Below are 25,235 nucleotides of genomic sequence, written 5' to 3'. Positions count from 1 at the left end.
GTATTGAAATATTGATAATCCTTCGGAATTATCAACATTCCAACACCCCAAAATAATCATTATGAGTTAATTAGAAATTAAATATTATATTTGAAGAACGGGATTAGTGCTTTTCATAGGATACTGTGTTGTGTGCAGTTTTTATTCTGTATCTAATTTAATAACTTTAGATGTTTCAATGTCCAATTTATATTTTTTCCTTACAACTTCAGTAAAAATATCTATTCTAGTACAAATCCAGAACTTTCTATTTTCCATTGGCCATTCTGATAAGATTGCAACGAGTTTTTTCTTTACGTTATTCCCTTTTTCAACTAGTTGAACTGGAACGTGCCACAGTCCACCGCCACTAATTCCAAATGGGTCAGGTCCAGTGATTTTAAGGTTATTTTCATAGTCAATTACATTTTTTTTGTCATAATGCACTATTAAATTTAAAAATGGCTTGCAATTAAGTTCATCATAAACTTTAGGCTTTGCAGGCATAGTATTGAAAATAAAAGGCTTGCTATCTAATTTGTTTTTAAATTTATTAAATTTATTTTTTGAACTAGGAAATCCGATAGCTGTGTAGTAAGGAAGTTCTTTTACTTCGTGATTAATTCCCAATTCTGAATGATGAAGGAATGAATATTGTTTTTTTACATATTCAATACTTTCTTCATCTAATTTTAGAATAGCAATATCTATTTTGTCATCCTCTCTTTTTTCATTTGGCGATAATTTATTAATTGTCCATTCACCACCTAACTGTACTGTCTTATGTTTTTCAATTCCAATTGAAATATCCTTTAATAAACCTTCAGCTACGTGTGCTGCGGTAAATAAAAAATGATGTTCAAATATTTTAATAAATATCCCTGTCGCGTGTGGATAGGGAATTCCATCTTTTACCTTTAAATAATGGCAAGTACAAACATATGCATCTCTGCTTGCATCCATTTGAATCTCTTGATGATAGTCAATTGGATTTATAATTTTTGACATCTGATAATGAATTTCTTAATATGTTATTACTTTAATTGCTAGGTAAATAAATAAACTAAATGTCACTATTATTGCAAACAATGATTTTAAATTTTGTCTGTTTATCATTCTTCCATATTTAGCCACGTCTTTATCGAGGTTCCAATTCATTCGTTGAGATGCGTGTCTATATATTTCCATTTGTTGCTGTTCGAGATAAATTAAATAACATAATACAAAGATTGGGAAAAGCACTAACCACAAACTAACAATTGGATTGTCTGTCGGGAATTTTCCGAGTCCGAAAAAGGAGGCAACTAAAATTCCGTTTACAGTAAACAATTTGTCGTGCATTCTGTCGAAAGTAGATTGTATTTTTTTACTTGCTTCTTCGCCTTCTTTTTCCGCTTTATCAATTAATTTATCTCCTTCAGAACTAAATTCATTGGTAGAAATTCTCGCCTCATTTTTGGCAAGTAATTCTAATATTTTCTCTAAAATTTTATTTGTTTGTTCCATTTCTCAAATTGCACACAACGGTCTGGGCTATGAGCAGTGCGGGCAAAAAATGCACTGATTTTCAAGGCTTGCACTAAGCCAAAACTTTATTTTTTACTTAAATTTTCATTTTTGCGCCAAAATGAAGTTTTGGCGACCTCGTAAATATACAACTGCTTTTGGGTTTTGCACTTATCCCGCATTGTTTATAGCTAATGTTGTGCGCTGGCTTTACCTCGGTTTAATTGCGTTTCTACTATTTTCTCCAGCTCTAATTTTTTAAAATCGAACCATTTCTGTCTATGATCCGAATTGTCTATTGAATTCTTAAAATTCTGAAATGGTTTTTTATTTTGTATAATATTTTCTAATCGCGATTTCAATTGGACGTCAGAAATTTGGTCAATAAATTGCTCCATTATTTTAAAAGACTCAAAACTTTCTAAAACCTCGATTTTTATTAAATCCGTTTTGTTTTTCTTGACTTTTTTCAAGTCCGCTCCAAAACATTCCATAAATGCCTCATCGTCAGAAATGATTGAGAAATTCGGAATTGTGATAATTTCGTCAGTTTTAGTGTTGTAATAGCAGTCGTTTCCGCAATCTAATTCCTGCGCAATTTCTTTAATTATATTCGACTTGATATTTTCCATTTCAAATCAGAGTTTTTTTATCTGTAAAAAGATTCTGCTTTGTCTTTTATCCGCAGAGGTTAGGTAAAAGAAATGATTATTAATAAAACAGATATAAACCCAAGAAAGCCATATAAAACTTTATTTATATTGGGTTTTAAACTCTCCGTTTTATATAGTCCGTAAATTCCAACTGGAGGTAAAAGGAACAATAGCGTATCTACTATTGTAGAATTGTTATACCACTTATCATTATTATCTTTTTCCATCGTCTTTTTAGTTTATGAACTAATATAGTACTAATTTTTTTCAGCTGTTCGTTAAGGCACATAGTTTACAAAGTTAAAGTCACATGCTTTACACTAGATTCTGACTTAGTCTAATTGATACTTGTTTATCTCTTATGCTATTTTCATTAAAGTACCCTAAAAATACATCTCTATAAAATACTCTCCAAATTCCGTTTCCCTGATCTTCAACACCGACGTATTTGCCCTTAAGTCCAGCAGTTAAATATACCCAATAATATGACTTCCACCGCAGGGAAGCATTTTGGCATACTTTCATTACTTTCATTGTTGCTGGGTAATCATATTTTGGGATCTTTTCAGGGTATGGTCTATTGGAAAAATCATGGCAATCCGCAGGGGTTTTCATTCCCAAAGATTCATGGGGTCTAATGTGGTTATATTCTTTTACAAACCGATTTAAACTACGCTGTTGGGCCTTTAAATCGAATGATGAGGGTTTGGCGCAAGCTGCCTTTAAATCACGGTGCATTCGCTCGTGTCGTCCATTCTGATCTGGTCTTGCGGGATCGGAATAGACTGGATCTATTCCCAGTTCAATAAACCAATAAGATAGCCTGGTATATCTTTGAATAGCAGCTACAGATCCAAAGGGACTTCCGTTGTCGGTATGTATCTGTTTTGGAATGCCATATTTTCTGAAAACCTTTGTAAACTCTTGCTTAACAGAGATGAAATTTTCTTTGTAATGTCCTTTTGCAGTAAACAAAAATCTGCTTTTGGAATCGGCAATAGTAAGCGGATGACAGTATATTTTATTACCCATTAAAAACTTCCCCTTATAGTCTGCGCTCCAAACTTCATTGCACTTCTTAGGATCGAAAATTGGATACACAGGCTTGACTCTTCTGCTTCGTTTTTGAGGTTTAACTAGACCATTTTTTGAAAGGATGTTGTGAACCGTGACCACACTTGGGATAAGTTCCTCTGGATACTGTTTAAACAACAATATGCGGATTTTCTTGGCACCCCAGAGCAGGTGTTTGTTCTTTAATTTTAAAATCGAATCCGCTACTTTTTGATCGGTTCTGTTGGGGTGATTAATCGGGGCTCTTTCTTGCTCAATTAAGCCCGATAATCCCATTTTTTCATACCGAGAAATCAATTTGTAAGCGGTAGGTCGCGATATATTAAATGACCTACAAAGTTCTGTGATGGTGTAATTTTGAGTTAACCATTCGTGAATAAATTCTACCTTTTGTTCCATTTTAGTTTTTGCTTTCCAGACCATGATAAATCGCTTTTTCAAGCAATTTATGAATCTTAAAAGTGTAAACTATGTCCCTTTAACTTTGTAAAGGATGTCCCTTTACCGTACCATAATTGGTGGCAACGTCTCGGCTATGAGTAGTTGCGTGGTTTAGCACTTAACTTTGCAAGTACACACCAAGCTGAAAATCCGCGAGGATTTTCAGAAGTAGGCGAGAACAAGCAATTACTTATAGCCATTGTTAGGCAACGTTTTTTTTCCGTACTCATATATTATATTTAAAATTTCTTTGAGTTCTGGACTTGTCGGTCTTGGAGCAAGAGAGTTCAAAACAATACCACTCGGGTCGATTAAAATTGAGTATGGAATACTATTAATTTTATAATCTGTTACAAACTTAGAATTCCAAAAATCGCCAGCAAATAGTTGGACTCCTTTCAAGGATTGCTCATTAACAACATTTTGCCATTTAAAAAAATCTTCCTTTCGATCCAAGGAAATATTAATAAAGACTATATTTTTATTTCCATAAGTTTCAACAAGATTATTAAACTCGATTATTTCTTTTTCTGATGTACGGTTCCAAGTTGCCCAAACGTTAATATAGACATAACGACCTCTGAAACTACTCAATAAAATATTTTGGTCATTTACATCTTTCATTTTAAAATCCGGTGCAATTTCAATTGGAATTTTTTGCAGTAATGAAGTAAGATGGTAATGTACTGGATTATCTTTTGTACCAACTTCTAAACTTTTAAAATCGCCATTTGGAAAAAAACTTGTTATGCTTGCAAATTCTTTATTCGCTTTTGCTTTTTGAATGCTTTGATAAACATTATTATTTTTATAAACTATAATTCTAATTGTGGTATCTTTTTTTGAAGTAAGAATGTAACTTTCGCTCGAATTGTCAATATTTGAATAACCAGTTTTTCGAGTAAAATATTTATTTTTTTGAGATTTATACTCTTCAAGTTTAGCTAAGTTCATTCTCTCATAGGTTCTTCCGTTCACTTTATAATTATTAAACAATCTGTCACTACAACTTTGTGAAATTATGATTAATAGTAGCAAGAAAATTATTCTACAATATTTTACAGTTTTATTCATCAAAATATTCTTTTCCATTTAAATCTACCCATCCTTTTTCCCCATTGTAAAGTTCAAAACGAGCAAAATTATCTTTAAACTTTTCAATGGTTTTATATTTCTGAATGACTTGAGAGTTCATTATATTCTTTATTCTCAAATTGTATTCGTTTTCGCCAATATCAATATATCCACCGCCTTTCCAAGAATTTACGACATTACCTTCATAATCTAACCACTTAAGTTCATTACCAACTAAAATTTGAGCATATTTTACATCATACGCAGGGGAAAATATGGCTCGAAGGTTTTTTGGAGTAATATCTTTTAATTTTAAATCATAGACTATAAAATTATTGTTTTGGGTGGCTACGAGGAAGTTGTTTGTAATTATATTGATTTTATCAAATTCCTGTGCTAATAATTTTTGTCCGAGAGCGATGTCATATAGTGCATTATTTTTTATTTTAAAAGGAAGATTTAAATTTTGATAATAAATAATTTGATTGTTTAAATTGTATAAAGAATCTTTACTAATTTGGCTATTAATTTCTAAATTAAAATCATAATCTCTATCCCAAATTATTTTTAGTTGACTTTGAAGTGGAACTATATAGCCCCATTTTTCGGGAACTTCAGCATTCTCGACAAATACGATTATTGTTTTTGCAACATTTAGCCTAATAATAAAATAACTAGCAAATTGTCTATCATAAAAATCCCATATATGGATATTTTCTTTTTCTGCACTCCTATATTTATCTTTCAATAGAAAAGTGGTGATTTTAAAGAAAAAATCATTGTATAGTTCTAATGTGTTTAGTTCGTTTTTATCGTAAGTATTTTCCGTAAATATTTTTCCTTTTAAACTATCAATTATTTCTTTGTAGCTTACAGTTTTTAACTGCTTAGTTTTATATACTTCTGAGGGGATTTCATTCCTTAAAATTTTTTGTTTTTGAACTATAATCTTTTGAATTCCATTCCCATCAGGTTCTATATATAAAGAAATTTCATTAAAACCTTCTCCTGCTTTCTCGTATAAATATAATTCCCCTCTTTCTATATTGTAATAGTCAGCCTTTAAGTCAATTATCTTTTGTGAGAAAGAAATTTGCGTAAAAAGTAGAAATATCAATATGTAGATATAGTTTTTTTTCAAAATGTTGCCTAACGTTTAGGCTATGAGCAGTGCGCCAAAAATAAAATGATTTTCGGGTTCGGAACAAGCCAAAATTTTTGTTCTTTATTTTTCAATTCGCCAAAAATTTTGGCGACCTCGTAAATATACAAATGCTTTTGGATTTTGCACAAACCCAGCATTGCTTATAGCCTGTGTTGCCCAGCGTTTTTTTATTCAGTTTCGTTCGTTGTTCCGTTTTACAACACTGATTCCGCACTCAGAATAAATTTTCGGTGTTGCTCCGCTAAGTTGCTCAAGGCTTACATACAGATTCCGCTCTGCTTGCGTATTAATTTGAAGTCTTTTTTATTTCCCTCCGCTTCGTGTCCGCTGCACTGTTAAAAATCTATTTTACGAAGGATTAGCTTACTTTTTGATTTATGCTCTTAAATGATGGGCAACGGTTTGCATATGAGCCGTGGCGTGTGATTGCCCAAATTTCGCAAACAGACACTGCCGGTAGAAAATTCCGCAGGAATTTTCGATGTCGTCACAGACCCAGCCATGGCTTATATGCGTTGTTGCCCACAGTATTTTAATCGGTTACATTGAAGATAACATTCTTAAATTCAATCGGCTCGTTTGACGGCATTTTTACCTCAATTTCAATTTCACAAGTTCCAGTATGCGCGGGTATAATTATCGTTTTGTTTTCTCGTTCAATAATCTGTCCGTTGTTAGTTTTTAAAGTTCGATATTTTTTTGGAACTCCAATTACGATTTCAATTTGGTTTTCAACTCCAACTATTAAATCAGATGAGTTTTTTGTATTAAAACCTACTGGTTCCGCTTTTGGAAGAATGGCAATATTTTGAGAAAAATCCATTTCTTTCCCCTCGACTATTACTTTACCTTTAATTTCAAAATAACCAGCTTCATTTGGTCGTGTAGAATAAACAAATCGGTTATCCATTTTATCTACTCCATCATAAATTGTATCGTTTTCGTTTAGTTTTTTGGTCAATTTAATTTGAGCAACAGAGTCAATTCCGCACAAAATCAGTTCTTTTTCGAAATGAAAATCTTTATATCCAACCCAAGTCGTGCTGTTTGAAATCAGAGTTATTTCCGTTTCTATTTTTTTATTGCAACTGCTTAAAATTAGAAGCAAAATTAATATTGCAAGTGTTTTTTTCATATTGTGGGCAACGTGTTTGTATATGGTTTGTTGCGTGTTTAAGCACTAAATTTAGCAAATAAAAACCGAATAGAAAATCCGCGAGGGTTTTCGTAAGCAAGCTAGAACTAGCAATAAATTATATACGGTGTTAGCCACTGGTTTTATTTCAGTTGAAAATGGATATGATCATCATGTCTTACAGCATGACAACCATGAAAACGTACTTTTCCATTTGTCAAATTCAGTCGATGTTTTAAATGAGGTTCAATCAATAATTTTCCGACTGCATTTTGCTTAGTAATCAGATTAGATAATTCCCGAGTTCCTTTTTTTGAAAACTTTATGTCTTTATTAATTTTTCCAAGAGTTAGATATTTCGGAAAGTCGTATTGCAAATAACCTTTGTTTTTGCAAACAGTAATTTGGTCATATTCATTTTTAGTTGGACTTGCATATGCTCCATAACCACTAACTGAAGGTTTTTTGTTTGTTAGTTTTCCGTTTTCATTTTCGTAAACCAGAGAAACATCTATTTTTTTTCCGTCGTTGTGACTTAAATGTGGAAGTAAAGGGAATTTGTCAATGAATGGAAAATTTGCATCCAGATAAATCATTTTGATTCCACTATTTCTTTTTTCAAAGTCGTGAGCTATTTTTCCAATTGCTTTGTTTAATTCAGGTCTAACATAATTTCTATTCGCTAGTTTATAAAAGAATGAATGAGCTTGAATAAATTCCGTTTCTTTTATTTTCTCACGACCGAAAGTAGGAGCGACGATTGGTACAATTAGATAAGTTGCAATTAAGTAAAGAGTTGCGAAAATTCCGATTCGTTTTAATCGTCTCTTTTCAGTTTTCTTTTTAACAAGAAGTAACGAAATCAGATAAATGATTCCACCAATTTGAGTCACGACAGTTAAAAGGACTATAATTATTATGTGTAGTATGATTTTCAATAGTAAGTTTAACTTGTGGCTAACGTGTTTGTATATGGTTTGTTGCGTGGTTAAGAACGTAATTTAGCAAATAAAAACCGAATAGAAAATCCGCGAGGGTTTTCGTAAGCAGGCTAGAACCAGCAATAAATTATATACGGTGTTACAAGCTGGCTTTTATTTATTTATTTATAATTCTTTTCGCTATTATTCCGCCAATAAAATTTGAGAAAATAGTCAGAGCTAAAATTATTTTGTAATTCACATTATCGTAATGAAAATTTATAATTTCTCCATCCATTTTTGGTTGTGTTATTATAATATTTAAATATATGCTTTCGAGATAACAATATAATAAGTAAAATAGTGGTGTCAGAATTAAATAAATTAAAAGCAGAAAAATAAAATCTTTTAATGAACTCAATTTTCTCCCTGTCCAAAAGAATCCGATTGGAAATAAAGTCAGAATGAAGGCAATATGGGTTTCAAACAGCCTAAATTCTTTTCCGCCATAAAATTCAAGTTCATAATTCGCAAAATATTTAATCAATTTGCGAGTCAAAATGCGATAATCCATTTCCATCCGCATTCCAATATAGAATGTTAAAAGCAAGATTGAGATTAATAAAATTAGTTTAGGATATTTCTTTAGCATCTCGATTTTCAGCTTGCTTGTAACGTGTTTGTATATGATACGTTGCGTGTGTCAGCACGAAAGTTAGCAAATAAAAACCGAATAGAAAATCCGCGAGGATTTTCGTAAGCAAGCCAGCACTAGCAATGGATTATATACGGTGTTGTAGCCAGTTATTTTATCAGTATCCACCATAAATTCGATACCAGTTTTTGTCAAGTTTCCAATTGTTTTTCGGATTCTCTTTTACTTTTTTTTCGAGGTCAGCAATTCTTTCGTTATCATCTGAATAAACAAAAAGAGTAGAAGGTGAGTCGAAAAAATTTCTAAAAACCCAAAATTGAATTGTAACTGAATTATTTTCTTTATTCTTAAACACCCAAACATCGTTTCCTGCATTTGAAACTATTGGAAACTCAAATGGCAATTCAAAAATACCGTTTCCGCTCGTTCCTTTTCCTTTTATTTCATTCCGTTTAATTTGTTCAACGATTTGAGTTCGTTTATTTTTTAAAATTACCCAATCCGTTTTTTCAATTATTCCATTTGGGATTTTTCGTTGGAAAGTCAAAACAAAGAGTAAAGCAAAGACGATTACTTTTAAAACTCGAAATTTTGTCAAGTTTTTACGTTCGTTAATCAGTTTAGTAATTTGAATTATTGTTACAATTCCAAAAATCAAACTCATTCCGAGCCAAATGAAAGCAAGTATGAAAAAATTTGTGTAATAGTAATTAATCAGCGTGATTAAAATCCAAATTACAATTACCCAAATCAGCGTTTTCTTTTTTATCAATGAGGTTTGTTTTAATTGGCTACAACGGCTCCGTATATGAAAAGTAGCGCTGAAAATAGACGGCAACTTTTGGGATAATACACAATCCGAATTTTTAAATTTTACTATTATTTTTATTTTTGGGAAATCGTCAAATTTAGAAATTTGGCGACTTTCCAAAAATGCAAAAGCCTTAGTGCTAACAACGACTTGCGCTATTTTTTATATACATTGTTGTCATCTGGCTTTTCTCAGAAGTCTAATGTAAAGAAGAAATTATCTATAAATTCCCAAGTAATATTTTCTTTACCATTCATTCCCATTTCTCCATTTTCATCTTTACAAATTAAACGTATAATTATTTCTTTCGTTTTATCTTCTCCATTCAGTTCATAATCAATGTCCATAGTTATTTCAGAAATAGCAGCAGAATTGTCTGATATTTTCTTTATTTGAAAAGACTTTAGATTTTTATTTTCTAAGTCTCTTCTTATTTTCCCTGCTTCAACACCAATATTGATTTCTTTGTCACTTATTCTGTGAATCAATTTAGCTATATTGCCATAATTTTTTGTTTTCCAACTTTCAATAATTTCAAGAGCGGTTTTTTCTGGGCTAAATTCTTTGAAATTCTCTAATTCAATGCTAATGTTTTCTCTTGGTTTCCAATTCTCAAGTTCTTTCCATTTTTTATCACTTTGAACTTTCCATTCTTGATGTTCTGTAATGGCATTTGTCAATTCTTTCCAACTATCTTTAAACGATGTTGGTTCTTTTGGTGGACTTAGTGGATTTTCTTTTTCCTCTTTAAGTGCTCTAGCCCAATCGTTAATTGCAAATAATGTTGACCAACATTTACCAACTACGTGTTTGTTGTTAAACTTTAAATCTCTTCCGTGTAAAATTCCATTTCTATATGGTAAGAAAATCTCTTTACTGTTGGTTTTTTTTCTTGAAGCATTGAAAATCTCTTTAATTGCTGTTAATCCGCTACTGTGAGATGCTATACTGTCCCAAGCTTTCAATTCCGTGTTTTCTGAAAAAAAGCCTTTGCTTTTACTGATATCGTTAACAGCTCCATCGATTATCGTAAGTAATAATGGTACGCAGGAATGAAATCTTTCTTCTAGAGTATCTTTATATGCTTGTTCAATCAATTCAAAACGAACAGAGAAAGCAGGTAGGACCCTAAATCTGTGTTGAAGCCATTTAATTTCAGTTGAAGTAAAGTGCTCTGATAATAATTTTTCGGCTTTAGATTTTTGACCATTTTCAGCTAACTGAACTGCTTTCTCAATTAACGTTGAATTCATAGACTCGTGAGCAATCCATCCAATCTCAGCAAATTGCGAATTAAATCTGTCAGGTAGGGAAATTAAATTTTCGACATCTTTTAATTTGGGAAGTTTTGCAAAAGCCTCATTCAGTCCTTGGTCCTTTATTCCGAAAAAGTTAAATACTTTAATGATTTTCCCAATCGTATGAGCTCCTTTGAAATCATTATGAGTTTTTTTATACGATGGTAAATCAGAAATATTTTCTTCTTCGTTCATATGTTTTTTTAGCTTGATGACAACATGGTTATATATGACATGTTCGTACTATTATGGCGTATATATTGCACTTGTACGACACCTCATTTTGTGTTTTGCTTATCAAATGTAACCGAATCATATAAAGTATCCAAGGGACTTTTTAAAGTTTTATTGCTTATACCCAAAACACGGGTATAAACCTCGGTGGTTTTGCTGCTGGAATGGCCAAGCGCGCTTTGTATATATCGAATGTTTACTCCTTGCTGCATAAGGTGCGTCGCAAAGCTGTGGCGTAGGGTGTGTGGGGTACTCCACGGATTACTATTAGTTTCCTTTACCGCTTTTCGATAAATATTCTGAATACTTTTGGCTGAATATTGTCCGCCATCTTGTCCCTCAAAAAGCCAATAACTTGGCCTATGCTGCCGAAAGTATTTCCGTAAAAGATCCAAGAGTTGGTCGCTCAACACCGTATGCCTATCTTTCTTTCCTTTGCTGTCCTTTACAAAAATGTATCCATCGTCGCTGCGTATGTCTTTTACCCGCAAACGTATCACTTCGCCTATACGAAGACCAGCAGCGTAAATTGTATGAAGAATGGCTTTATGTTTAATATTTTCAGGATTGTTCAATAATAACCTCACTTCTTCAACACTTAGCACATTGGGAAGATTCTTGCTCTTTTTAGGGCGAGTAATGTTGTAATACTCTCGTGGCATTTCCAAAGTATGCTCGTAATAGCACTTGATGGCATTTATAAGTAAATTTTGGCGCTGTTCGCTAATTTTATATTTAGTGATAAGCTGATACACAAAACCCTCCACTTGTTCCTTACTAATTTCTTTGTAATCTTCTTTTTCGAAGTAACTGAAAAACTTGATCAAGGCATGCTCATAATTGCGAATGGTGGAGTCACTAAACCCCTTCAATACCATCTTTTGGTGGTTTCTATCCAGTTCCAGCTGCACTTTTTCTGTGAGAACAATTTTAGGCATTTTGGCAACCGATTGTAATTCTTCCATCTGAAGTTTCGCCCCAAAAAGTACTTTAACAAGGTTAACGTTGGCCTGGGTGTTTACTAAGCTCCAAAGTTTCTGGTTAGGATGGTAAAAAGAGGTGTTCAATTTTTTAAACGCCTCCCTTTCAGCCGTGAGAGGATACGGGATATAGAATTTAATCCTCCCAGCATTCGCAAGCGGTCTATACATAATGATTATGGTGTTTTCCCGATTGTTCATAACGCATTTGAAACTTTTATATAATCAAAAATAAAAATTAAAAAAACCATTTAAGCTATCACTTGCTATAGTAAACGTTTTTAACCGTTAAGAACGAATGCGTTATCTTTGTAGCACTAACACAGCATGCGATGGAAAACAAATGCAAAATATGTTTAAAACCACTCCATGGCAGGACCGATAAAATATTCTGCTCCGTGGGTTGTAAGAATCATTACCATCAAAATGTTCGCTATGCCAATAAAATTGCCGCTATTGAAATTAATGGTTATTTAAAGCGAAACTATACCATTCTTTGGGAACTCTTAGGCGAAAATAAAACGCAAATTAAAGTTTATAGAAATGTTTTGGAAAAGAAGAAATTCCGATTTAAATATCATACACATTTCAATATAAATTCAAAAAATAAAATGTTCCACTATGTTTACGATCTGGCGTGGATGGAGTTTTCTGATGACGAAATCTTGATTATTCGTCAGCGATAGGCGTGGAATAGCTACTTTCAGTATGCCTTTCAAATTAGATAAATACAAATATTATTATACCTAAGAATGATTGGCTGAAAATAGCCAATAGATTCAAAGCTTCCCCATGAAATTAATAACTACAGACCTCCGTACATTAGCGCCTTAAAACACAAAAAACGCCTTCATCCGAAATACCGGAATTGAAGGCGTTTATAAATTGTAATCATTCAGTTATTATACACGAATCTGACCGTCTCCGTACACAAAATATTTATTGGTTACCAATTGCTTTAAGCCCAAAGGCCCACGGTGGTGCAGTTTGTCTGTACTAATAGCCAGTTCTGCGCCCACGCCCATTTGTCCGCCGTCTGTAAAGCGGGTAGAGGCGTTGTGATAAACGGCAGCGGTGTCTATATTTTCCATGAAAAAAGCTGCTCTTTCCTCATCTTCGGTCATTATAACACTGGAATGGCCACCACTATATTTATTAATTTTTGAAATGGCATCATCCCTGCTTTCTACGGCACCGATTGCAATTTTCATCGCTAAAAATTCTTGAAACCAAGTTTGTTCATCTTCAATTAATTGCGAAGAAGAAAGTGTTTTTTTGATTTCAGAATCTACCAAAATATCCACTTTTGCAGCTTCAAGAACGTCTTTCAATTCTTTAACCTTAGCTTCATAATTTGGAATATTCTTATCCATCAGAACTTTATCCAGCGCGTTGCAACCCGAAATTTTATCGGTTTTGGCATTTATAATTACTTCAAGTGTTTTTGTCCAATCAGCATCTTCGGCTACATACAAAAAGTTGTTTCCACGACCGCTAATCAATACCGCGCAAGTTGCGTTTTCTTTTACAAACTGAATTAATCGTTCGCCACCGCGGGGTACAATTAAATCAATTGGTTCGGTAGGATTCTTCAAAAATGCTTGCGTTTCTTCGCGATTGAGTTCTAACATTTTTATCCAATCTGTGTCAAGACCGTTTTCCTGCAATGCTTGGTGCCATAATTTCACTAAAATTCTGTTGCTGTGGGAGGCTTCTTTTCCACCTTTCAACAATATTTTATTATTCGCTTTAAAAGCGAGAACAGCTGCTTCAATAGTTACATCGGGTCTGGATTCATAAATAATCATAATGGTGCCAAATGGCGCCGTGCGATTAATAATGTTTAGTCCGTTGTCCAAGGTTATATTAGAAATTTCTTGATTTACTGGATCGTCTTGCGCTTGTACTTCAGTAATAGCCTGTATCATTCCGTCTATTTTGGAATCATCAACTACCAAACGATCGAATAATGCTTGATCGTCCTTTTTAAAAGCTTCTAAATCTTTTTTATTTGCTTCTAAAATAGATGCGCGATTTTCATCTATAATTTTCATCATAGAATCTAATACGTTGTTCTTTAATTCGGTGTTTATCAATTTCATATCTCTCTCTTCGATTTAAATTATTATTTACGCAAAAAATTTTGTTCCAATTTTCTTGCCGTTCAAAATATCTACAATTACATTTTTCTGCTTTCCATTTGCGATGTAAGTTGGGATATTTTTACTGGCAGTTTCTTTGGCAATTTTAAGTTTAGATTTCATACCTCCGCGACCTTCGCCTTCACCTTTTCGAGATTTTTGAACATACTGTTCTACATTCTGATCTGGGTGTACGTTATTTATTTTTTCGGAATCTTCATCGTCGGGATGTCCTGTAAATAAACCATCGGTATCTGTTAGAATAATCATTGCGTCCGCTTTAATTAGTTCTGCTACCAAACTTGCCAATTCATCGTTATCGCTAAACATAGACATTGTTAATGATACTGCATCGTCTTCATTTGCTATTGGCACAATGCCTTCAGCAATTAGACCTTCGTAACAATTAATCATGTTTTCCCTATGCTTTCCTGGTGAAAAATCGCGTTTGGTTGCCAAAATTTGTGCGCAACGCATACCGTGATCGTGGAAAAGACTATAATAATGACGCATCATTCTTGGCTGACCCACAGAAGAATATATTTGTCTTCTCGTAGCATCATCCTTTGCGATACACTCGCCCAAGACTTCCATTCCCGCAATTGCAGATCCTGAAGATACCAATACCGGAGCATAGCCATTTTCATATAAATCTGCTATTTGCCGAACCAATTCATTGAGAATTGAGCCTACAATACGATTATCCTTGTTTGTCATAACGTTGGTTCCTACTTTAATAACCACTCGTTTTTTGTCCATAATTTTATTTTGGTATTTATTATTGTCCGAGCTCTGTTGCTCTGTCAAACGCTGCGTATGCAGCTTCTTTAATTAATTCTTTTACGTTGTTGTCTTCCATAGAATCCAATGCGGCACGGGTTGTTCCTCCTTTTGAAGCAACCATATCCATCCACGCATTTGGCGAAATATCTGAATCATTGAATAATGCCACAGCACCTTCAAATGTTTGGGTAACCAGTATTTTTGAATCGTTTTGTGAAAAGCCCATTTTTAAAGCGGCTTCCATCATAGATTGCATAAAGTAGAAAACATACGCTGGGCCACTACCAGAAATACCGGTAGAAGCATTTATAAAGTTTTCATTTTGTACGTGAATTGCTTCTCCTGTTGTGTCTAAAAGATTGCGAACCATTATTAGTTCAATTCTGCTTACTTCTTTAGATTCTGTGAAGGAAGTCATTCCCAAACCTACTTTTGCTGGAAGATTAGGCATTGCACGAACTACTTTTTCTACTCCTAATCCTTCTTGGATAGTTTGTATTGTAATACCCGCCATTAACGAAATAAACAGCTGACTTTTGTTAACAAGACTTTTTACCGATTTAAATAATTCTTCACTGTGAAAAGGTTTCACGGCTAGAAAAACGATATCTGCTTTTGTAATGCACTCATCAATTTTGTCGTAAACGTCAAAATTTGGAATTTCCCTTAGTTCTAATGTTTTTTCGGGTGAAACATCAAAAATCATTAAATCTCTACGGTTTAATAAAGGCGACTTCGCCATGCCTTCGGCATACGTCAATCCCATATTTCCTGCGCCTATTACTAGTACTTTCATATATTGGTATATTGTTTAGCCAATATAACTGCAAGTATTGTACTAGAAAGGGGTTTCTCTAATAATACGGCTATGTATTGAAAATAAAGGGTTGTTAGGGTAGTGGGTAGGGTGAGTAAGAGCAGTCACTAAACTTTTGTTAAAAAAATAAGAGCAACAATAATAACTATGCAATTATGTCTGTAAACGATGTATTTCTGAAGAATCCTGCTATTATGGCATAAAAACAGCATAATGCAATTCTTGGCTTCAAGGCGATTTTTAAGAAAATGAATGGAGTATAGATTTATTTTGTGCCGTTATTTCAGAACTTCACCACACAGATTTAAGGCGTTATACTAATAAATCAGTATTGTAGTAAAGTGATGCCGAAATTGTGGCTATAATTCATCTTTTAGTGCATTTAGAGCCCACGCAATTAAAAAGAATCCTACTCCGGTAATAATTGGAGGCATCATTATTTCCTGAGCTGCAATACCCCCAAGGTAAACCATAACTATACCAAACACTACTAATAAAATTGCCGTCGTTGTTAAAACTTTATTCTTTTCCATTTTTAGTATTTTTTATGTCTGTTGAATTAATTACACTTTTTCAAAATGCAGCGATAATTACAACTTTGGAAAAAAACCCAAACTTAAGCTAGCATAGAAAGTGTTGCAGTTACTAAGTTAATTAAAATTACCGCAGCTTTCACTTACGATTTTGTGTTGTTAGAAGCTTTTGATTTTTATCTCAAATTTTGAGTTAATACCCATTCTTTAGTGGGTTTAATCCATTCATCTAATGGCTTGTATAAAAACCCATGGCCCAAATTAGTTTTCAATTCTAATTGTTCAAATTTGGTAGTGAAATTTTCAGAATTCTTCCAGTAATCATAGTTTTTACCCGCAATACCATCTGAGAGGTCGTAAATACATAATACTTGTCCGTGAAATTTCCAATCATTGTTAGTCTCTTGATATTCATTATTTCCCGCCAGAAAAACATAATTAATTGGATTTGTATTTATATTCGAAATATTACTCGCGATAATCGCACCTTTAGAAGCACCAATAATGGTAATGTCTATTGGCTTCACACCTAAACTTACCAAACTGTCAATTTCCTTAGAAACTTTAGTTGCATATTTTAAATAGTCAACATTTTCATTTCTAACTTCCGCAATTACTGTATAATTTTTTTCGCTTAAGGCGTTAACTATACCGTCAAATTCATATTCTCCATATTCGTCGCTCACGGCGTTTTTTCCTTGAATCTCAATTATTCTTCCGTGTAAATAATAGATGTATTTTTTATGAGATTGTGCATTTGTAGTACAAGCTATTAATAGTGCTAACAAAGTTCCAATAAATAAAGATGTTGATTTCATTTTCTAAATAATGCCATATTTAAGTTCTTTATTCTACCAAATTGTTATCCTGTCTTCTACAGGCAAATACATTTTTTCATTAGGTTTTACATCGAATGCGTTATAAAAAGGAGTGCTATTCATTAAAGGTCCATTTACGCGCCAAATAGGAGGGGAGTGTGGGTTGTTGTTGATCCACAAACGAAGAAATTCATCTTTCATTTTTACTTTCCATATTCTTGCAACAGACAGAAAGAATCGTTGGTCTGGCGTAAAACCGTCAATTTTTGTGGTATCCTGTCCTTGTTTGGTCATTTTAAAAGCATCATAAGCCACCGCTATTCCGGCAATATCTGCGGTGTTTTCACCCACGGTCATGTCGCCTTTTACGTGTAAACTGTCCAAAACAGTAAACGTGCTATACAAATCTATTACTTGCTGTATTCTTGATTTAAACTTTTCGTAATCATCTTTTGTCCACCAATTTTTTACGTTTCCATCTTTATCAAACTGAGCGCCTTGGTCATCAAAAGTATGTGTTATTTCATGGCCTATCACCATTCCAATGCCGCCATAGTTAAGGGCGTCATCAGCGTCATTGTCAAAATAAGGTGACTGCAATATGCCTGCAGGAAAAACGATTTCATTCGCAGAGGGATTATTATACGCCGTAACTGTAGATGGTGTTGTATACCATTCGGTTTTATCAACAGGCTTGCCTAATTTTGCCAAATCACGTTGAAAATCTGCTGATGCTGCCGAAACGATATTCTCAAAATACGTATCTCTTGAAATAGTTACATTACTGTAATCTTTCCAGTAATCGGGATACCCTATTTTCTTTGTTATAGCAGACAGTTTTTCTTTAGCTTTTAGTTTTGTGCTGTCGCTCATCCACTCAAGTTTATCTATTCTTACAGCGTATGCTTTTTGTACATTATTCACCAAATCTAACATACGTTTCTTTGCATCTTCCGAAAAATATTTCTTCACATACAATTGTCCTAACGCTTCACCTAGATAATTATCAACCACACTCGCCATTTCTTCACCGCGAGTTTTTTGCACAGCTTGACCAGAAATTACTTTTGTAAATTCAAAAGATGCTTCAACAAAAGGTTTACTTAAATCGGTTGCGTAATTCTCCAGCGTGTTTGCTTTTAAATACACTTTCCAATAAGCGATTGGAGTTATTTTTAAAAGAATATTGAGCTTGTCATAATAGGCTGGTTGGCCAACATCGATAGAATCTGTTTGAGCATTTAATTGTTTCAGAAATGCAGTCCAACCAATGGTGGGCTGACTTTTTTCAAGATCTGTTACAGCCAGCTTATTGTAGTTTTCGTGTACATCGCGACGTTCAACTCTTGTTTTATGAGCAGCGGCAAGTTTTTTGTCTAAGTCGTAAACCAAATCAGCATTCTTTTTAGCGCTTACAGCATCGCTGCCGGTAAGCTGAAATAATTTAGCAAGATATTTTTTGTAAGCGTTCTGTATAGCAACCGTTGATGAATCTGATTTGAAATAATAATCTCTATCTGGCAATCCAATTCCCGTTTGGTATGCGTGCGCAATATTTATACTACTGTTTTTATCGTCGGGACCCACACCAACAGCCATAATAGAACCATTGTGCACTGCAGTTTCATTTGCAACAAAAGTCATTAGAGTTTGTATATTATCGATAGCTTCAATTTTTGCAAGCGTTGGCATTATGGGTTCGTAACCACGTTTGTTAATGGTGCTAGAATCCATGCCAGAGGCATAAAAGTCGCCAACTTTTTGTTCAATGCTGCCCTCGGGATGTTGGCCTTTTGAAACACTGTCCAATATTCCTTGCAATCGTAAGCGTTGCGGATAATTCATAAACATATAGGCTCCAACTCCGGCTTGGGTTTTGGGTATGGATACAGAGTCGTACCATTTGCCGTTTGCATATCTATAAAAGTTATCGCCAGGACGCAATGTGTGGTCCATTCCTGTTAATTTAATAATTTTTTTATCTGAAGGATTTTCACAAGCTACCAATGTAAGTAGTGAAATGAAAAGTAATAATATGTGTTTCATGTTTTAAATGGTTTCTTATGAAAAGTCTAGTGAAATGGAAAGTAAGTCAAAGTTCATTTTGCTAATACAATAATATTGAAATTCAGCTTTCTATCCTTATTTTATTGCCGAAATTATAAGTATACATTTCAAAATGAATATCGGAAGTGAGGTATTTAATAATGCTTGCAACCATTAATTGTTTTAGAATAATTGCTTTGTGTTAGAGAATTTTACCCTCAAATGCTTTGTCCAAACGTCAATAGATTGTTATCTGGGTCGAGTACCGAGAATTCCTTTTGTCCCCATGGTTTAATTTCCAACTGTCCATTCGGGTGAATACTGGTTTTGAAATCTAATAAAGATTGGTAAAAACGGTCAATAGTATCGGTTCTAATATAAACCTGCCCATAATTCTGTTTAGGATCAAGTTCTTTAAATTCAAAGAAGTGAATTTGAATTTGATCTCTTTCCAACATCAAATAACCCTCAAAATCAGCACTTCCAAATTCTTTAAATCCTAACTTATTTATGTAAAATTCTCGTGTAACATTTTTGTTACGCATTGGTAATTTTGGGTTGATATCGGTTAGCATAATGCAAGTATTAGCTTTTGTAAATTCGTACTTTTTGTGTTCAAATTCAGTTTAAAAATTTCTAACGTTTTCAATCTCAATGACGGTTATTAATGAAATTTTAAAAAGAAACATTCACAAACGGAATTACCGGACTTGAATAAATACTTTCGTCTTCATCATATAATAAATTGTATTTGGCACCTATAGTTATTTGTTTTGTAACATTAAATCCTGCCCCTACAAATAACGCGGAATCCCAATAGTTTTTTTCGCTATCATCAATCTCAGATTTAGTAGAAACTCTTAATTGTGCAAACTCAAGTAAAGTCATAATTCTTTGCGAAGGTTGATACTGAAATACTGCGTTTCCGCCATAAGATGTTGTTTTCAGAATATCTTTTATTGAAAGATAATTCCATTGTATTCCCACGCCCACAGCGATTTTCTTACTTACAGTATACGTTAAGTTTGGAGAGATGCTAATATTAGTTCCGCCCACAAAATTAAGTCCGAAGCCACTTCCGAATTTTAGTTTTTTATCCGTCTTAATTGTTAGTGTATCTACTTTCTTTATTTGTAGGCTATCTGTGATAGTTTGAGAAAAGGCATTGTAGCTAAATACGAAAATCCCAATTATAAGAATTAATTTTAAGGTTCGTGATTTCGAAGTACTCGATTGATTTTTCATTTGGTAGGGTTAGTGCTAACGGGCTTGCGTAAAGTACGTTGCGGGTTCTAGTTACCAAGTTAAGTAAAATATTGCAAAACTCACGAACCAGTTTTTAGAGATGAGTAATACAGCTTAGGGGTTAAGTGCTGAATTATAAGTCCTGCTTTTTAAATGTGCGGAATACACTTTCAGGCGCTCCTCACAAGCGAAATATATTGTTGTTAAGTGAAGTTACATTTTATGTAGGATTCAGTAGTCTTTAGCAATACAATTATTTTTTCGAAATGTTCAATATTATAAATTCCGTATGCAGGGGTAAGCATTTAACTTTTAGGAAAGCGATCGTTAAGTGTTAGATAGAACTCTTCATTTAAGAGCGTGTCACAAAAAATTTGGTCCGTAACCAAGTTCTTTAATAATTCAGAATCACCTCTGAAGCTAAACTGTCTTTTAAGTAATTTTGGAATTACAAGTCCTTTTGGTTGAAGAAATAAATCTGTAATGTAATTCAGGTTTAGACTTGGATAAATACTTAATCGTTTAGAGTAATCCTTATCTAAAAAAAGGACAATTCGTATGGGATCCGTATTTCTCATCGCACCTCCTGCCTCATTATAACTGATCTTAATTTTAGTTTCATCAACCACAATAGTACCATGCTTGGGTTGATAGGTTAATTTACCCATTGGACTATAAAAAGTTTTGGTTGGCTCTGCCGAGAAATCACCGTTGTACTTTTCAACTAGCTGTTGTATGAAGTTCATAAGTTTTTTTCCGCAGATACACTTAAGGTTGTGTGTTGATATGCGTGGTTAGTAATGTTTTTTACTCCTTCTTTTATTTTTTCAACCCAATTTTCGTCAGTCGGTTCAACAATTATTGCTTTGAAATTAAATCTCTCACTCTCAATTCCGACACCTTTTAAATCATCAATATGTAAATCAAAATCAAATGCTTTTGGAAATTTAGATGCGTTAATATTCTGAGATTTTAAAACTTGCCGATTTTCCTTTTCATTTACAATTCGGTTGACCTTTATTCCGTAATATTTTAAAGTCCGTCTTATTTTTCCTTTAGTTCGATACGATGTCGTATAGATATGTATTTTATGACCTTGATTTTGTAAATCAGAAATCAATTTACGCGTTCCTTTCCGCATTTCCTCAATTCCAAATAGTTTAGCAATTCCGCTTCTCTTTTCGGTTTCAAATTCTTTTCCATTCGGAATTAATGTACTGTCTAGATCGAAACTGATATTCATCTCAAATTTAGGGTATCGTTCTTGGTAATGGCACGTTGCGTAAAGTAGGGACGCGAACTTGCCGGCATTGTTGTCTGTTTCTTGACCTCTAAAATATTACTTTTCAATCAAATTCCAGCTACTTGCGCTTAATCGATGTTTTGCTCAATTAAATGGTATATCTGGTTTTGTTTTTATCTCCTATTTTATTAAATAATTTTAGATCTACTCCTTTTTTCAGATCTCGACTTGCTGTTGCACCAGAAATATCTTTGAATACCTCCATATAATCCTTTCTAGTAAACGCTTTTTTATTGAGTGATACAAAATATTCAAGTCGGTCTTTTTCAGTTAAAATACGGCTATTGAAATTTAATAGTTCTTCTAAAGATTTATTGATTACTCCAAGCATATATTTGATAAATTCAGTTGAATTTCCTGACTTATCACTATCGGATAGGGCTTTATAGTATTTTTCTTGTTCTTCGCTTATTAGAGTTTCAAAGGGTAAATATTCAAATACAGGATATTTTTCCATTAGTATTAAAGTCTGCCATAATCTACCCATTCTGCCATTTCCATCTAAAAACGGATGAATAAATTCCACTTCATAATGAAAGACACAGCTCTTTATTAACTCAATTTCTTCAGATGATTTTAAATAATTAAATAAGTCTTTCATTAAAAAAGGAACATTCTCATATGGTGGAGCATAGTGTTCCACTAGAAAACCTTTCATAATACCTACCCCTTGTTTTCTATATTCCCCGGCATCTTCAATTAAATTATTCATTAAACGTTTATGGCACTCTAAGAATGATTTTTCATTATATGGTTTATAAATTTCTAAATGTTCATAAATCTTAATTGCATTCAAAACTTCCTTTACATCTTTCTTTGGGCCAATTATTCTCTTATCTTCAATTAACGCAGTAATCTGTTCTTCAGTCAGCGTGTTTCCTTCAATTTTTAAAGAGGAGTGAATTGTTTTTATCCTATTTTCCTTTCTTAATTTGGGAGAAGGTTTGTCGAGATAATTTGCATTTATAGCTCCAACTTTTTCAGAAATTGAAGTTATTAATCTTAAAATTTCGGGAGTTATGTCGTATGGTGGTTTCATTTGATACTATCATTTGATAGTATCAAAGATAAGGTCATTTTCTTATTCTTCGAAGAAAGGGCTTGATTTAAATATACACTACGACTTATTATATCATCACTTTCTTGGAAAATCTTTTCATATTACGAGAGTGTAAGATCCAATTTGAAGCAATTTATTTGCACAAAAAAAACGCCTTCAACCCATAATTTTGGGTGAAGGCGTTTATATTAATTGAGAGATATCAGTTTAGAGTTATTTGTAACTCTTCACTCATAATTTCTATTTAATCTCTCTTTCTATCTCTATCGCGGTTATCGCGACTGTCACGGCCACGGCTGTCGCTGCGTCCACGATTGTCTCTGTCTCTACTTCCGCTGCGGCTATCGTCGCGTGGCGGACGTTCTTTGTAACCTTCTGGTTTTGGCAACAAAGCTTTTCTTGAAACTTTATCTTTTTTCGTTCTAGGATCGAAACCAATAAATTTCACATCAAAAACATCACCCATGTTTATTACATCCGAAACATTTTCTGTGCGTTCCCAAGCAAGTTCACTAACGTGTAGCAACGTCTCGTTTCCGGGAGCGTCCATATATTCTACAACGGCACCAAAGTCAAGCATTTTAATTACTTTAACTTCGTAAGCGCTTCCTACTTCAGGTTTGAAAGTAAGTGAATCAATTTTCGCTAATACAGCATCGATTCCTTCTTGTCCAGTTCCTAAAATTTCAACAATACCTTCTTCAGTTACAGGGTCTTCGTTAATAACGATAGTACATCCTGTTACTTTTTGAAGTTCTTGAATTACTTTTCCACCAGGTCCAATAAGGGCTCCAATGTATTCATTAGGAATACGTACTGTAACCATTTTAGGAGCATAAGGCTTCACGTCTTCACGAGGTGCAGCAATAGTCTCAGTTAATTTCTCTAGAATGTGTAAACGACCATCTCTTGCTTGCTTTAATGCAGCTACAAGAATTTCGTAACCCAATCCTTTTACTTTAATATCCATCTGGCAAGCAGTAATACCATCTGCCGTTCCGGTTACTTTAAAGTCCATATCGCCTAAGTGATCTTCATCACCTAAAATATCAGACAATACAGCATATTTTCCAGAAGCTGAGTCAGAAATTAATCCCATTGCAATTCCAGAAACTGGTTTCTTCATTTGTATACCAGCATCCATCATTGCCATTGTTCCTGCACAAACAGTTGCCATAGAAGAAGAACCGTTAGATTCTAAAACTTCAGATACTATACGTACTGTGTACGGGCAATCTGCAGGCACCATACCTTTTAATGCACGTTGTGCAAGGTTACCGTGACCAACTTCTCTACGAGATGTTCCACGAATAGGTCTTGCTTCTCCAGTACAAAAAGGAGGGAAGTTATAGTGAAGGTAGAATGTTTCTTCGCCTTCGTAAGATGGCATATCTATTTTGTTTGCTTCTCTAGAAGTTCCCAAAGTTACAGTGGCTAAAGCTTGAGTTTCTCCACGTGTAAATATTGCCGAACCGTGAACAGATGGCAAATAGTCAATCTCGCACCAGATAGGGCGAATGTCTGACGTTTTACGTCCATCTAAACGCAATCCTTCATTTAAAGTTAAATCTCTAACAGCAGATTTTTCTGCTTTACGATAGTATTTTGAAACCAAATCACCAAAGTCTGCCAATTCCTCTTCAGAAAAAGTAGCTTTAATCGAATCTTTTATTTCAGAAAAAGCAGCGGTTCTTTCGTGTTTAGCTGAACCGGCTTGTGCAATAGCATAAACTTTATCATACGCCATATCGTAAACCTTCTTTTCAAGGTCTGCGTCTTCTCTTTCGGCTGGATACTCACGAGTTTCCTTTTTTCCGAAAGCTTCGGCAAGTCTAATTTGTGCAGCACATTGTAATTTAATATGCTCGTGTGCAAATTTAATTGCTTCGGTCATTTCTTCTTCAGAAATTTCCTTCATTTCACCTTCAACCATCATGACACTGTCTGCAGAAGCACCAATCATCATATCGATGTCTGATTCTTCCATTTGAGCTCTAGATGGGTTGATTACGAATTCGCCATTAATTCTTCCTACACGTGCTTCAGAAATAGCACATTCAAAAGGAAAATCTGAAAGCTGAATAGCAGCAGAAGCGGCTAAACCTGCCATTGCATCTGGCATAACATCTTCATCATGACTCATCAATTGAATCATAACTTGAGTTTCAGAATGGTAATCTTTTGGGAAAAGTGGGCGTAGTACGCGATCCACCAAACGCATTGTTAATACTTCGCCGTCGCTTGGTCTTGCTTCTCTTTTGAAGAAACCACCAGGATAACGACCTGAAGCTGCAAATTTTTCGCGATAATCTACAGTTAATGGTAGAAAATCTAAATCTTTTTGTTCGTAATTAGAAACTACAGTACAAAGCAGCATACATTTTCCGGATTGCACAACAACAGAACCATGGGCCTGTTTTGCCAATTTTCCGGTTTCGATAGTAATTTCTCTACCATCGCCAAGGTCTATGACCTCTTTAAATACTTTAGGTATCATTTGTTTTTCATTTTTGTGCTCCAATGCTTTTCACCTTTTTGGCAATAGTGAAGGAGTACGTTATTTT

Annotated in this window: 25 protein-coding genes; 1 reads left to right on the top strand and 24 read right to left on the bottom strand. The window is 33.9% G+C overall.

Annotated features, from left to right (window positions below; all coding sequences use genetic code 11):
* Positions 1-141 precede the first annotated feature (141 nt).
* The 12 genes from AC3RVF_RS14500 to AC3RVF_RS14445 form a co-directional block, all read right to left on the bottom strand.
* Positions 142-987, bottom strand: a complete 846-nt coding sequence (locus AC3RVF_RS14500) for a hypothetical protein (RefSeq protein WP_489693660.1) — start codon at positions 985-987, stop codon at positions 142-144.
* A gap of 15 nt (positions 988-1,002) precedes the next feature.
* Positions 1,003-1,485, bottom strand: coding sequence for a hypothetical protein (locus tag AC3RVF_RS14495; protein ID WP_489693659.1), 483 nt, complete (start codon positions 1,483-1,485; stop codon positions 1,003-1,005).
* Between the two features lie 191 nt (positions 1,486-1,676).
* A complete protein-coding gene (locus tag AC3RVF_RS14490) occupies positions 1,677-2,117 on the bottom strand; it encodes a UPF0158 family protein (RefSeq protein WP_489693658.1) in 441 nt (146 codons plus the stop codon).
* A 336-nt stretch (positions 2,118-2,453) separates the two neighbouring features.
* A complete protein-coding gene (locus AC3RVF_RS14485; RefSeq protein ID WP_489693657.1) occupies positions 2,454-3,611 on the bottom strand; it encodes an integrase core domain-containing protein in 1,158 nt (385 codons plus the stop codon).
* Between the two features lie 228 nt (positions 3,612-3,839).
* Positions 3,840-4,607, bottom strand: coding sequence for a TlpA family protein disulfide reductase (locus AC3RVF_RS14480; RefSeq protein ID WP_489693656.1), 768 nt, complete (start codon positions 4,605-4,607; stop codon positions 3,840-3,842).
* 112 nt (positions 4,608-4,719) lie between these two features.
* Entirely contained in the window at positions 4,720-5,868 is a 1,149-nt protein-coding gene (locus AC3RVF_RS14475) for a hypothetical protein (protein ID WP_489693655.1), read from the bottom strand.
* A 556-nt stretch (positions 5,869-6,424) separates the two neighbouring features.
* Positions 6,425-7,027 (bottom strand): hypothetical protein, encoded by a 603-nt coding sequence (locus tag AC3RVF_RS14470; protein WP_489693654.1) that lies wholly within the window; start codon positions 7,025-7,027, stop codon positions 6,425-6,427.
* A 143-nt stretch (positions 7,028-7,170) separates the two neighbouring features.
* Complete coding sequence (locus AC3RVF_RS14465; protein WP_489693653.1) at positions 7,171-7,965, bottom strand: hypothetical protein; 795 nt, start codon at positions 7,963-7,965, stop codon at positions 7,171-7,173.
* A 160-nt stretch (positions 7,966-8,125) separates the two neighbouring features.
* Entirely contained in the window at positions 8,126-8,599 is a 474-nt protein-coding gene (locus tag AC3RVF_RS14460; protein WP_489693652.1) for a hypothetical protein, read from the bottom strand.
* 160 nt (positions 8,600-8,759) lie between these two features.
* Positions 8,760-9,374: a hypothetical protein gene (locus AC3RVF_RS14455; RefSeq protein ID WP_489693651.1), complete on the bottom strand. Its 615-nt coding sequence runs from the start codon at positions 9,372-9,374 to the stop codon at positions 8,760-8,762.
* A 230-nt stretch (positions 9,375-9,604) separates the two neighbouring features.
* The gene (locus tag AC3RVF_RS14450) at positions 9,605-10,906 is read right to left on the bottom strand and encodes a hypothetical protein (protein WP_489693650.1); all 1,302 of its coding nucleotides are present in this window, start codon (positions 10,904-10,906) and stop codon (positions 9,605-9,607) included.
* 83 nt (positions 10,907-10,989) lie between these two features.
* A complete protein-coding gene (locus AC3RVF_RS14445; RefSeq protein WP_489693649.1) occupies positions 10,990-12,012 on the bottom strand; it encodes a tyrosine-type recombinase/integrase in 1,023 nt (340 codons plus the stop codon).
* 245 nt (positions 12,013-12,257) lie between these two features.
* Here AC3RVF_RS14445 and AC3RVF_RS14440 point away from each other — a divergent pair, with 245 nt between their 5' ends.
* Complete coding sequence (locus AC3RVF_RS14440; RefSeq protein ID WP_489691936.1) at positions 12,258-12,611, top strand: hypothetical protein; 354 nt, start codon at positions 12,258-12,260, stop codon at positions 12,609-12,611.
* A gap of 216 nt (positions 12,612-12,827) precedes the next feature.
* Here the strand turns inward: AC3RVF_RS14440 and AC3RVF_RS14435 are convergent, their stop codons facing one another.
* From AC3RVF_RS14435 to AC3RVF_RS14380, 12 genes are all read right to left on the bottom strand, one after another.
* Positions 12,828-14,027, bottom strand: a complete 1,200-nt coding sequence (locus AC3RVF_RS14435) for a glutamate-5-semialdehyde dehydrogenase (RefSeq protein ID WP_489691935.1) — start codon at positions 14,025-14,027, stop codon at positions 12,828-12,830.
* Positions 14,028-14,054: 27 nt separating this feature from the next.
* Positions 14,055-14,825 carry a glutamate 5-kinase gene (gene proB / locus AC3RVF_RS14430; RefSeq protein ID WP_489691934.1) on the bottom strand — a complete coding sequence of 257 codons (771 nt, stop codon included), beginning with the start codon at positions 14,823-14,825 and terminating at the stop codon, positions 14,055-14,057.
* 19 nt (positions 14,826-14,844) lie between these two features.
* Positions 14,845-15,645 carry a pyrroline-5-carboxylate reductase gene (gene proC / locus AC3RVF_RS14425; RefSeq protein ID WP_489691933.1) on the bottom strand — a complete coding sequence of 267 codons (801 nt, stop codon included), beginning with the start codon at positions 15,643-15,645 and terminating at the stop codon, positions 14,845-14,847.
* Positions 15,646-16,025: 380 nt separating this feature from the next.
* Entirely contained in the window at positions 16,026-16,199 is a 174-nt protein-coding gene (locus tag AC3RVF_RS14420; protein ID WP_489691932.1) for a CAL67264 family membrane protein, read from the bottom strand.
* Positions 16,200-16,375: 176 nt separating this feature from the next.
* The gene (locus AC3RVF_RS14415) at positions 16,376-17,017 is read right to left on the bottom strand and encodes a hypothetical protein (RefSeq protein WP_489693648.1); all 642 of its coding nucleotides are present in this window, start codon (positions 17,015-17,017) and stop codon (positions 16,376-16,378) included.
* Positions 17,018-17,050: 33 nt separating this feature from the next.
* The gene (locus tag AC3RVF_RS14410) at positions 17,051-19,063 is read right to left on the bottom strand and encodes a M13 family metallopeptidase (protein WP_489693647.1); all 2,013 of its coding nucleotides are present in this window, start codon (positions 19,061-19,063) and stop codon (positions 17,051-17,053) included.
* Positions 19,064-19,281: 218 nt separating this feature from the next.
* The gene (locus AC3RVF_RS14405; protein WP_489691952.1) at positions 19,282-19,638 is read right to left on the bottom strand and encodes a bleomycin resistance protein; all 357 of its coding nucleotides are present in this window, start codon (positions 19,636-19,638) and stop codon (positions 19,282-19,284) included.
* 100 nt (positions 19,639-19,738) lie between these two features.
* On the bottom strand, positions 19,739-20,308 hold the full coding sequence (locus AC3RVF_RS14400) for a hypothetical protein (RefSeq protein WP_489693646.1): 570 nt from the start codon (positions 20,306-20,308) through the stop codon (positions 19,739-19,741).
* 305 nt (positions 20,309-20,613) lie between these two features.
* A complete protein-coding gene (locus AC3RVF_RS14395) occupies positions 20,614-21,054 on the bottom strand; it encodes a hypothetical protein (RefSeq protein WP_489693645.1) in 441 nt (146 codons plus the stop codon).
* Entirely contained in the window at positions 21,051-21,551 is a 501-nt protein-coding gene (locus AC3RVF_RS14390; RefSeq protein ID WP_489693644.1) for an HAD family hydrolase, read from the bottom strand. Before AC3RVF_RS14390 ends, AC3RVF_RS14395 begins: the two co-directional genes overlap by 4 nt.
* 148 nt (positions 21,552-21,699) lie before the next feature.
* Entirely contained in the window at positions 21,700-22,650 is a 951-nt protein-coding gene (locus AC3RVF_RS14385; protein WP_489693643.1) for a Fic family protein, read from the bottom strand.
* A 265-nt stretch (positions 22,651-22,915) separates the two neighbouring features.
* Positions 22,916-25,168: a polyribonucleotide nucleotidyltransferase gene (locus AC3RVF_RS14380; RefSeq protein ID WP_489691928.1), complete on the bottom strand. Its 2,253-nt coding sequence runs from the start codon at positions 25,166-25,168 to the stop codon at positions 22,916-22,918.
* Between the last annotated feature and the right edge of the window lie 67 nt (positions 25,169-25,235).

The sequence above is a fragment of the Aequorivita sp. IT1183 genome, from assembly GCF_058068265.1.
Note: the sequence above shows the minus strand (reverse complement) of the source record. Positions and strands in the feature narration are given on the sequence as shown.

Coding starts and splice junctions, on each gene's coding strand:
- AC3RVF_RS14390 (WP_489693644.1), bottom strand. CDS start 21,551: ATGAATATCAGTTTCGATCTAGACAGTACATTAATTCCGAATGGAAAA.
- AC3RVF_RS14500 (WP_489693660.1), bottom strand. CDS start 987: ATGTCAAAAATTATAAATCCAATTGACTATCATCAAGAGATTCAAATG.
- AC3RVF_RS14400 (WP_489693646.1), bottom strand. CDS start 20,308: ATGAAAAATCAATCGAGTACTTCGAAATCACGAACCTTAAAATTAATT.
- AC3RVF_RS14385 (WP_489693643.1), bottom strand. CDS start 22,650: ATGAAACCACCATACGACATAACTCCCGAAATTTTAAGATTAATAACT.
- AC3RVF_RS14460 (WP_489693652.1), bottom strand. CDS start 8,599: ATGCTAAAGAAATATCCTAAACTAATTTTATTAATCTCAATCTTGCTT.
- AC3RVF_RS14495 (WP_489693659.1), bottom strand. CDS start 1,485: ATGGAACAAACAAATAAAATTTTAGAGAAAATATTAGAATTACTTGCC.
- AC3RVF_RS14405 (WP_489691952.1), bottom strand. CDS start 19,638: ATGCTAACCGATATCAACCCAAAATTACCAATGCGTAACAAAAATGTT.
- AC3RVF_RS14440 (WP_489691936.1), top strand. CDS start 12,258: ATGGAAAACAAATGCAAAATATGTTTAAAACCACTCCATGGCAGGACC.
- proC (WP_489691933.1), bottom strand. CDS start 15,645: ATGAAAGTACTAGTAATAGGCGCAGGAAATATGGGATTGACGTATGCC.
- AC3RVF_RS14435 (WP_489691935.1), bottom strand. CDS start 14,027: ATGAAATTGATAAACACCGAATTAAAGAACAACGTATTAGATTCTATG.
- AC3RVF_RS14395 (WP_489693645.1), bottom strand. CDS start 21,054: ATGAACTTCATACAACAGCTAGTTGAAAAGTACAACGGTGATTTCTCG.
- AC3RVF_RS14410 (WP_489693647.1), bottom strand. CDS start 19,063: ATGAAACACATATTATTACTTTTCATTTCACTACTTACATTGGTAGCT.
- AC3RVF_RS14420 (WP_489691932.1), bottom strand. CDS start 16,199: ATGGAAAAGAATAAAGTTTTAACAACGACGGCAATTTTATTAGTAGTG.
- AC3RVF_RS14380 (WP_489691928.1), bottom strand. CDS start 25,168: ATGATACCTAAAGTATTTAAAGAGGTCATAGACCTTGGCGATGGTAGA.
- AC3RVF_RS14450 (WP_489693650.1), bottom strand. CDS start 10,906: ATGAACGAAGAAGAAAATATTTCTGATTTACCATCGTATAAAAAAACT.
- AC3RVF_RS14470 (WP_489693654.1), bottom strand. CDS start 7,027: ATGAAAAAAACACTTGCAATATTAATTTTGCTTCTAATTTTAAGCAGT.
- AC3RVF_RS14480 (WP_489693656.1), bottom strand. CDS start 4,607: ATGAACTTAGCTAAACTTGAAGAGTATAAATCTCAAAAAAATAAATAT.
- proB (WP_489691934.1), bottom strand. CDS start 14,825: ATGGACAAAAAACGAGTGGTTATTAAAGTAGGAACCAACGTTATGACA.
- AC3RVF_RS14485 (WP_489693657.1), bottom strand. CDS start 3,611: ATGGAACAAAAGGTAGAATTTATTCACGAATGGTTAACTCAAAATTAC.
- AC3RVF_RS14415 (WP_489693648.1), bottom strand. CDS start 17,017: ATGAAATCAACATCTTTATTTATTGGAACTTTGTTAGCACTATTAATA.
- AC3RVF_RS14490 (WP_489693658.1), bottom strand. CDS start 2,117: ATGGAAAATATCAAGTCGAATATAATTAAAGAAATTGCGCAGGAATTA.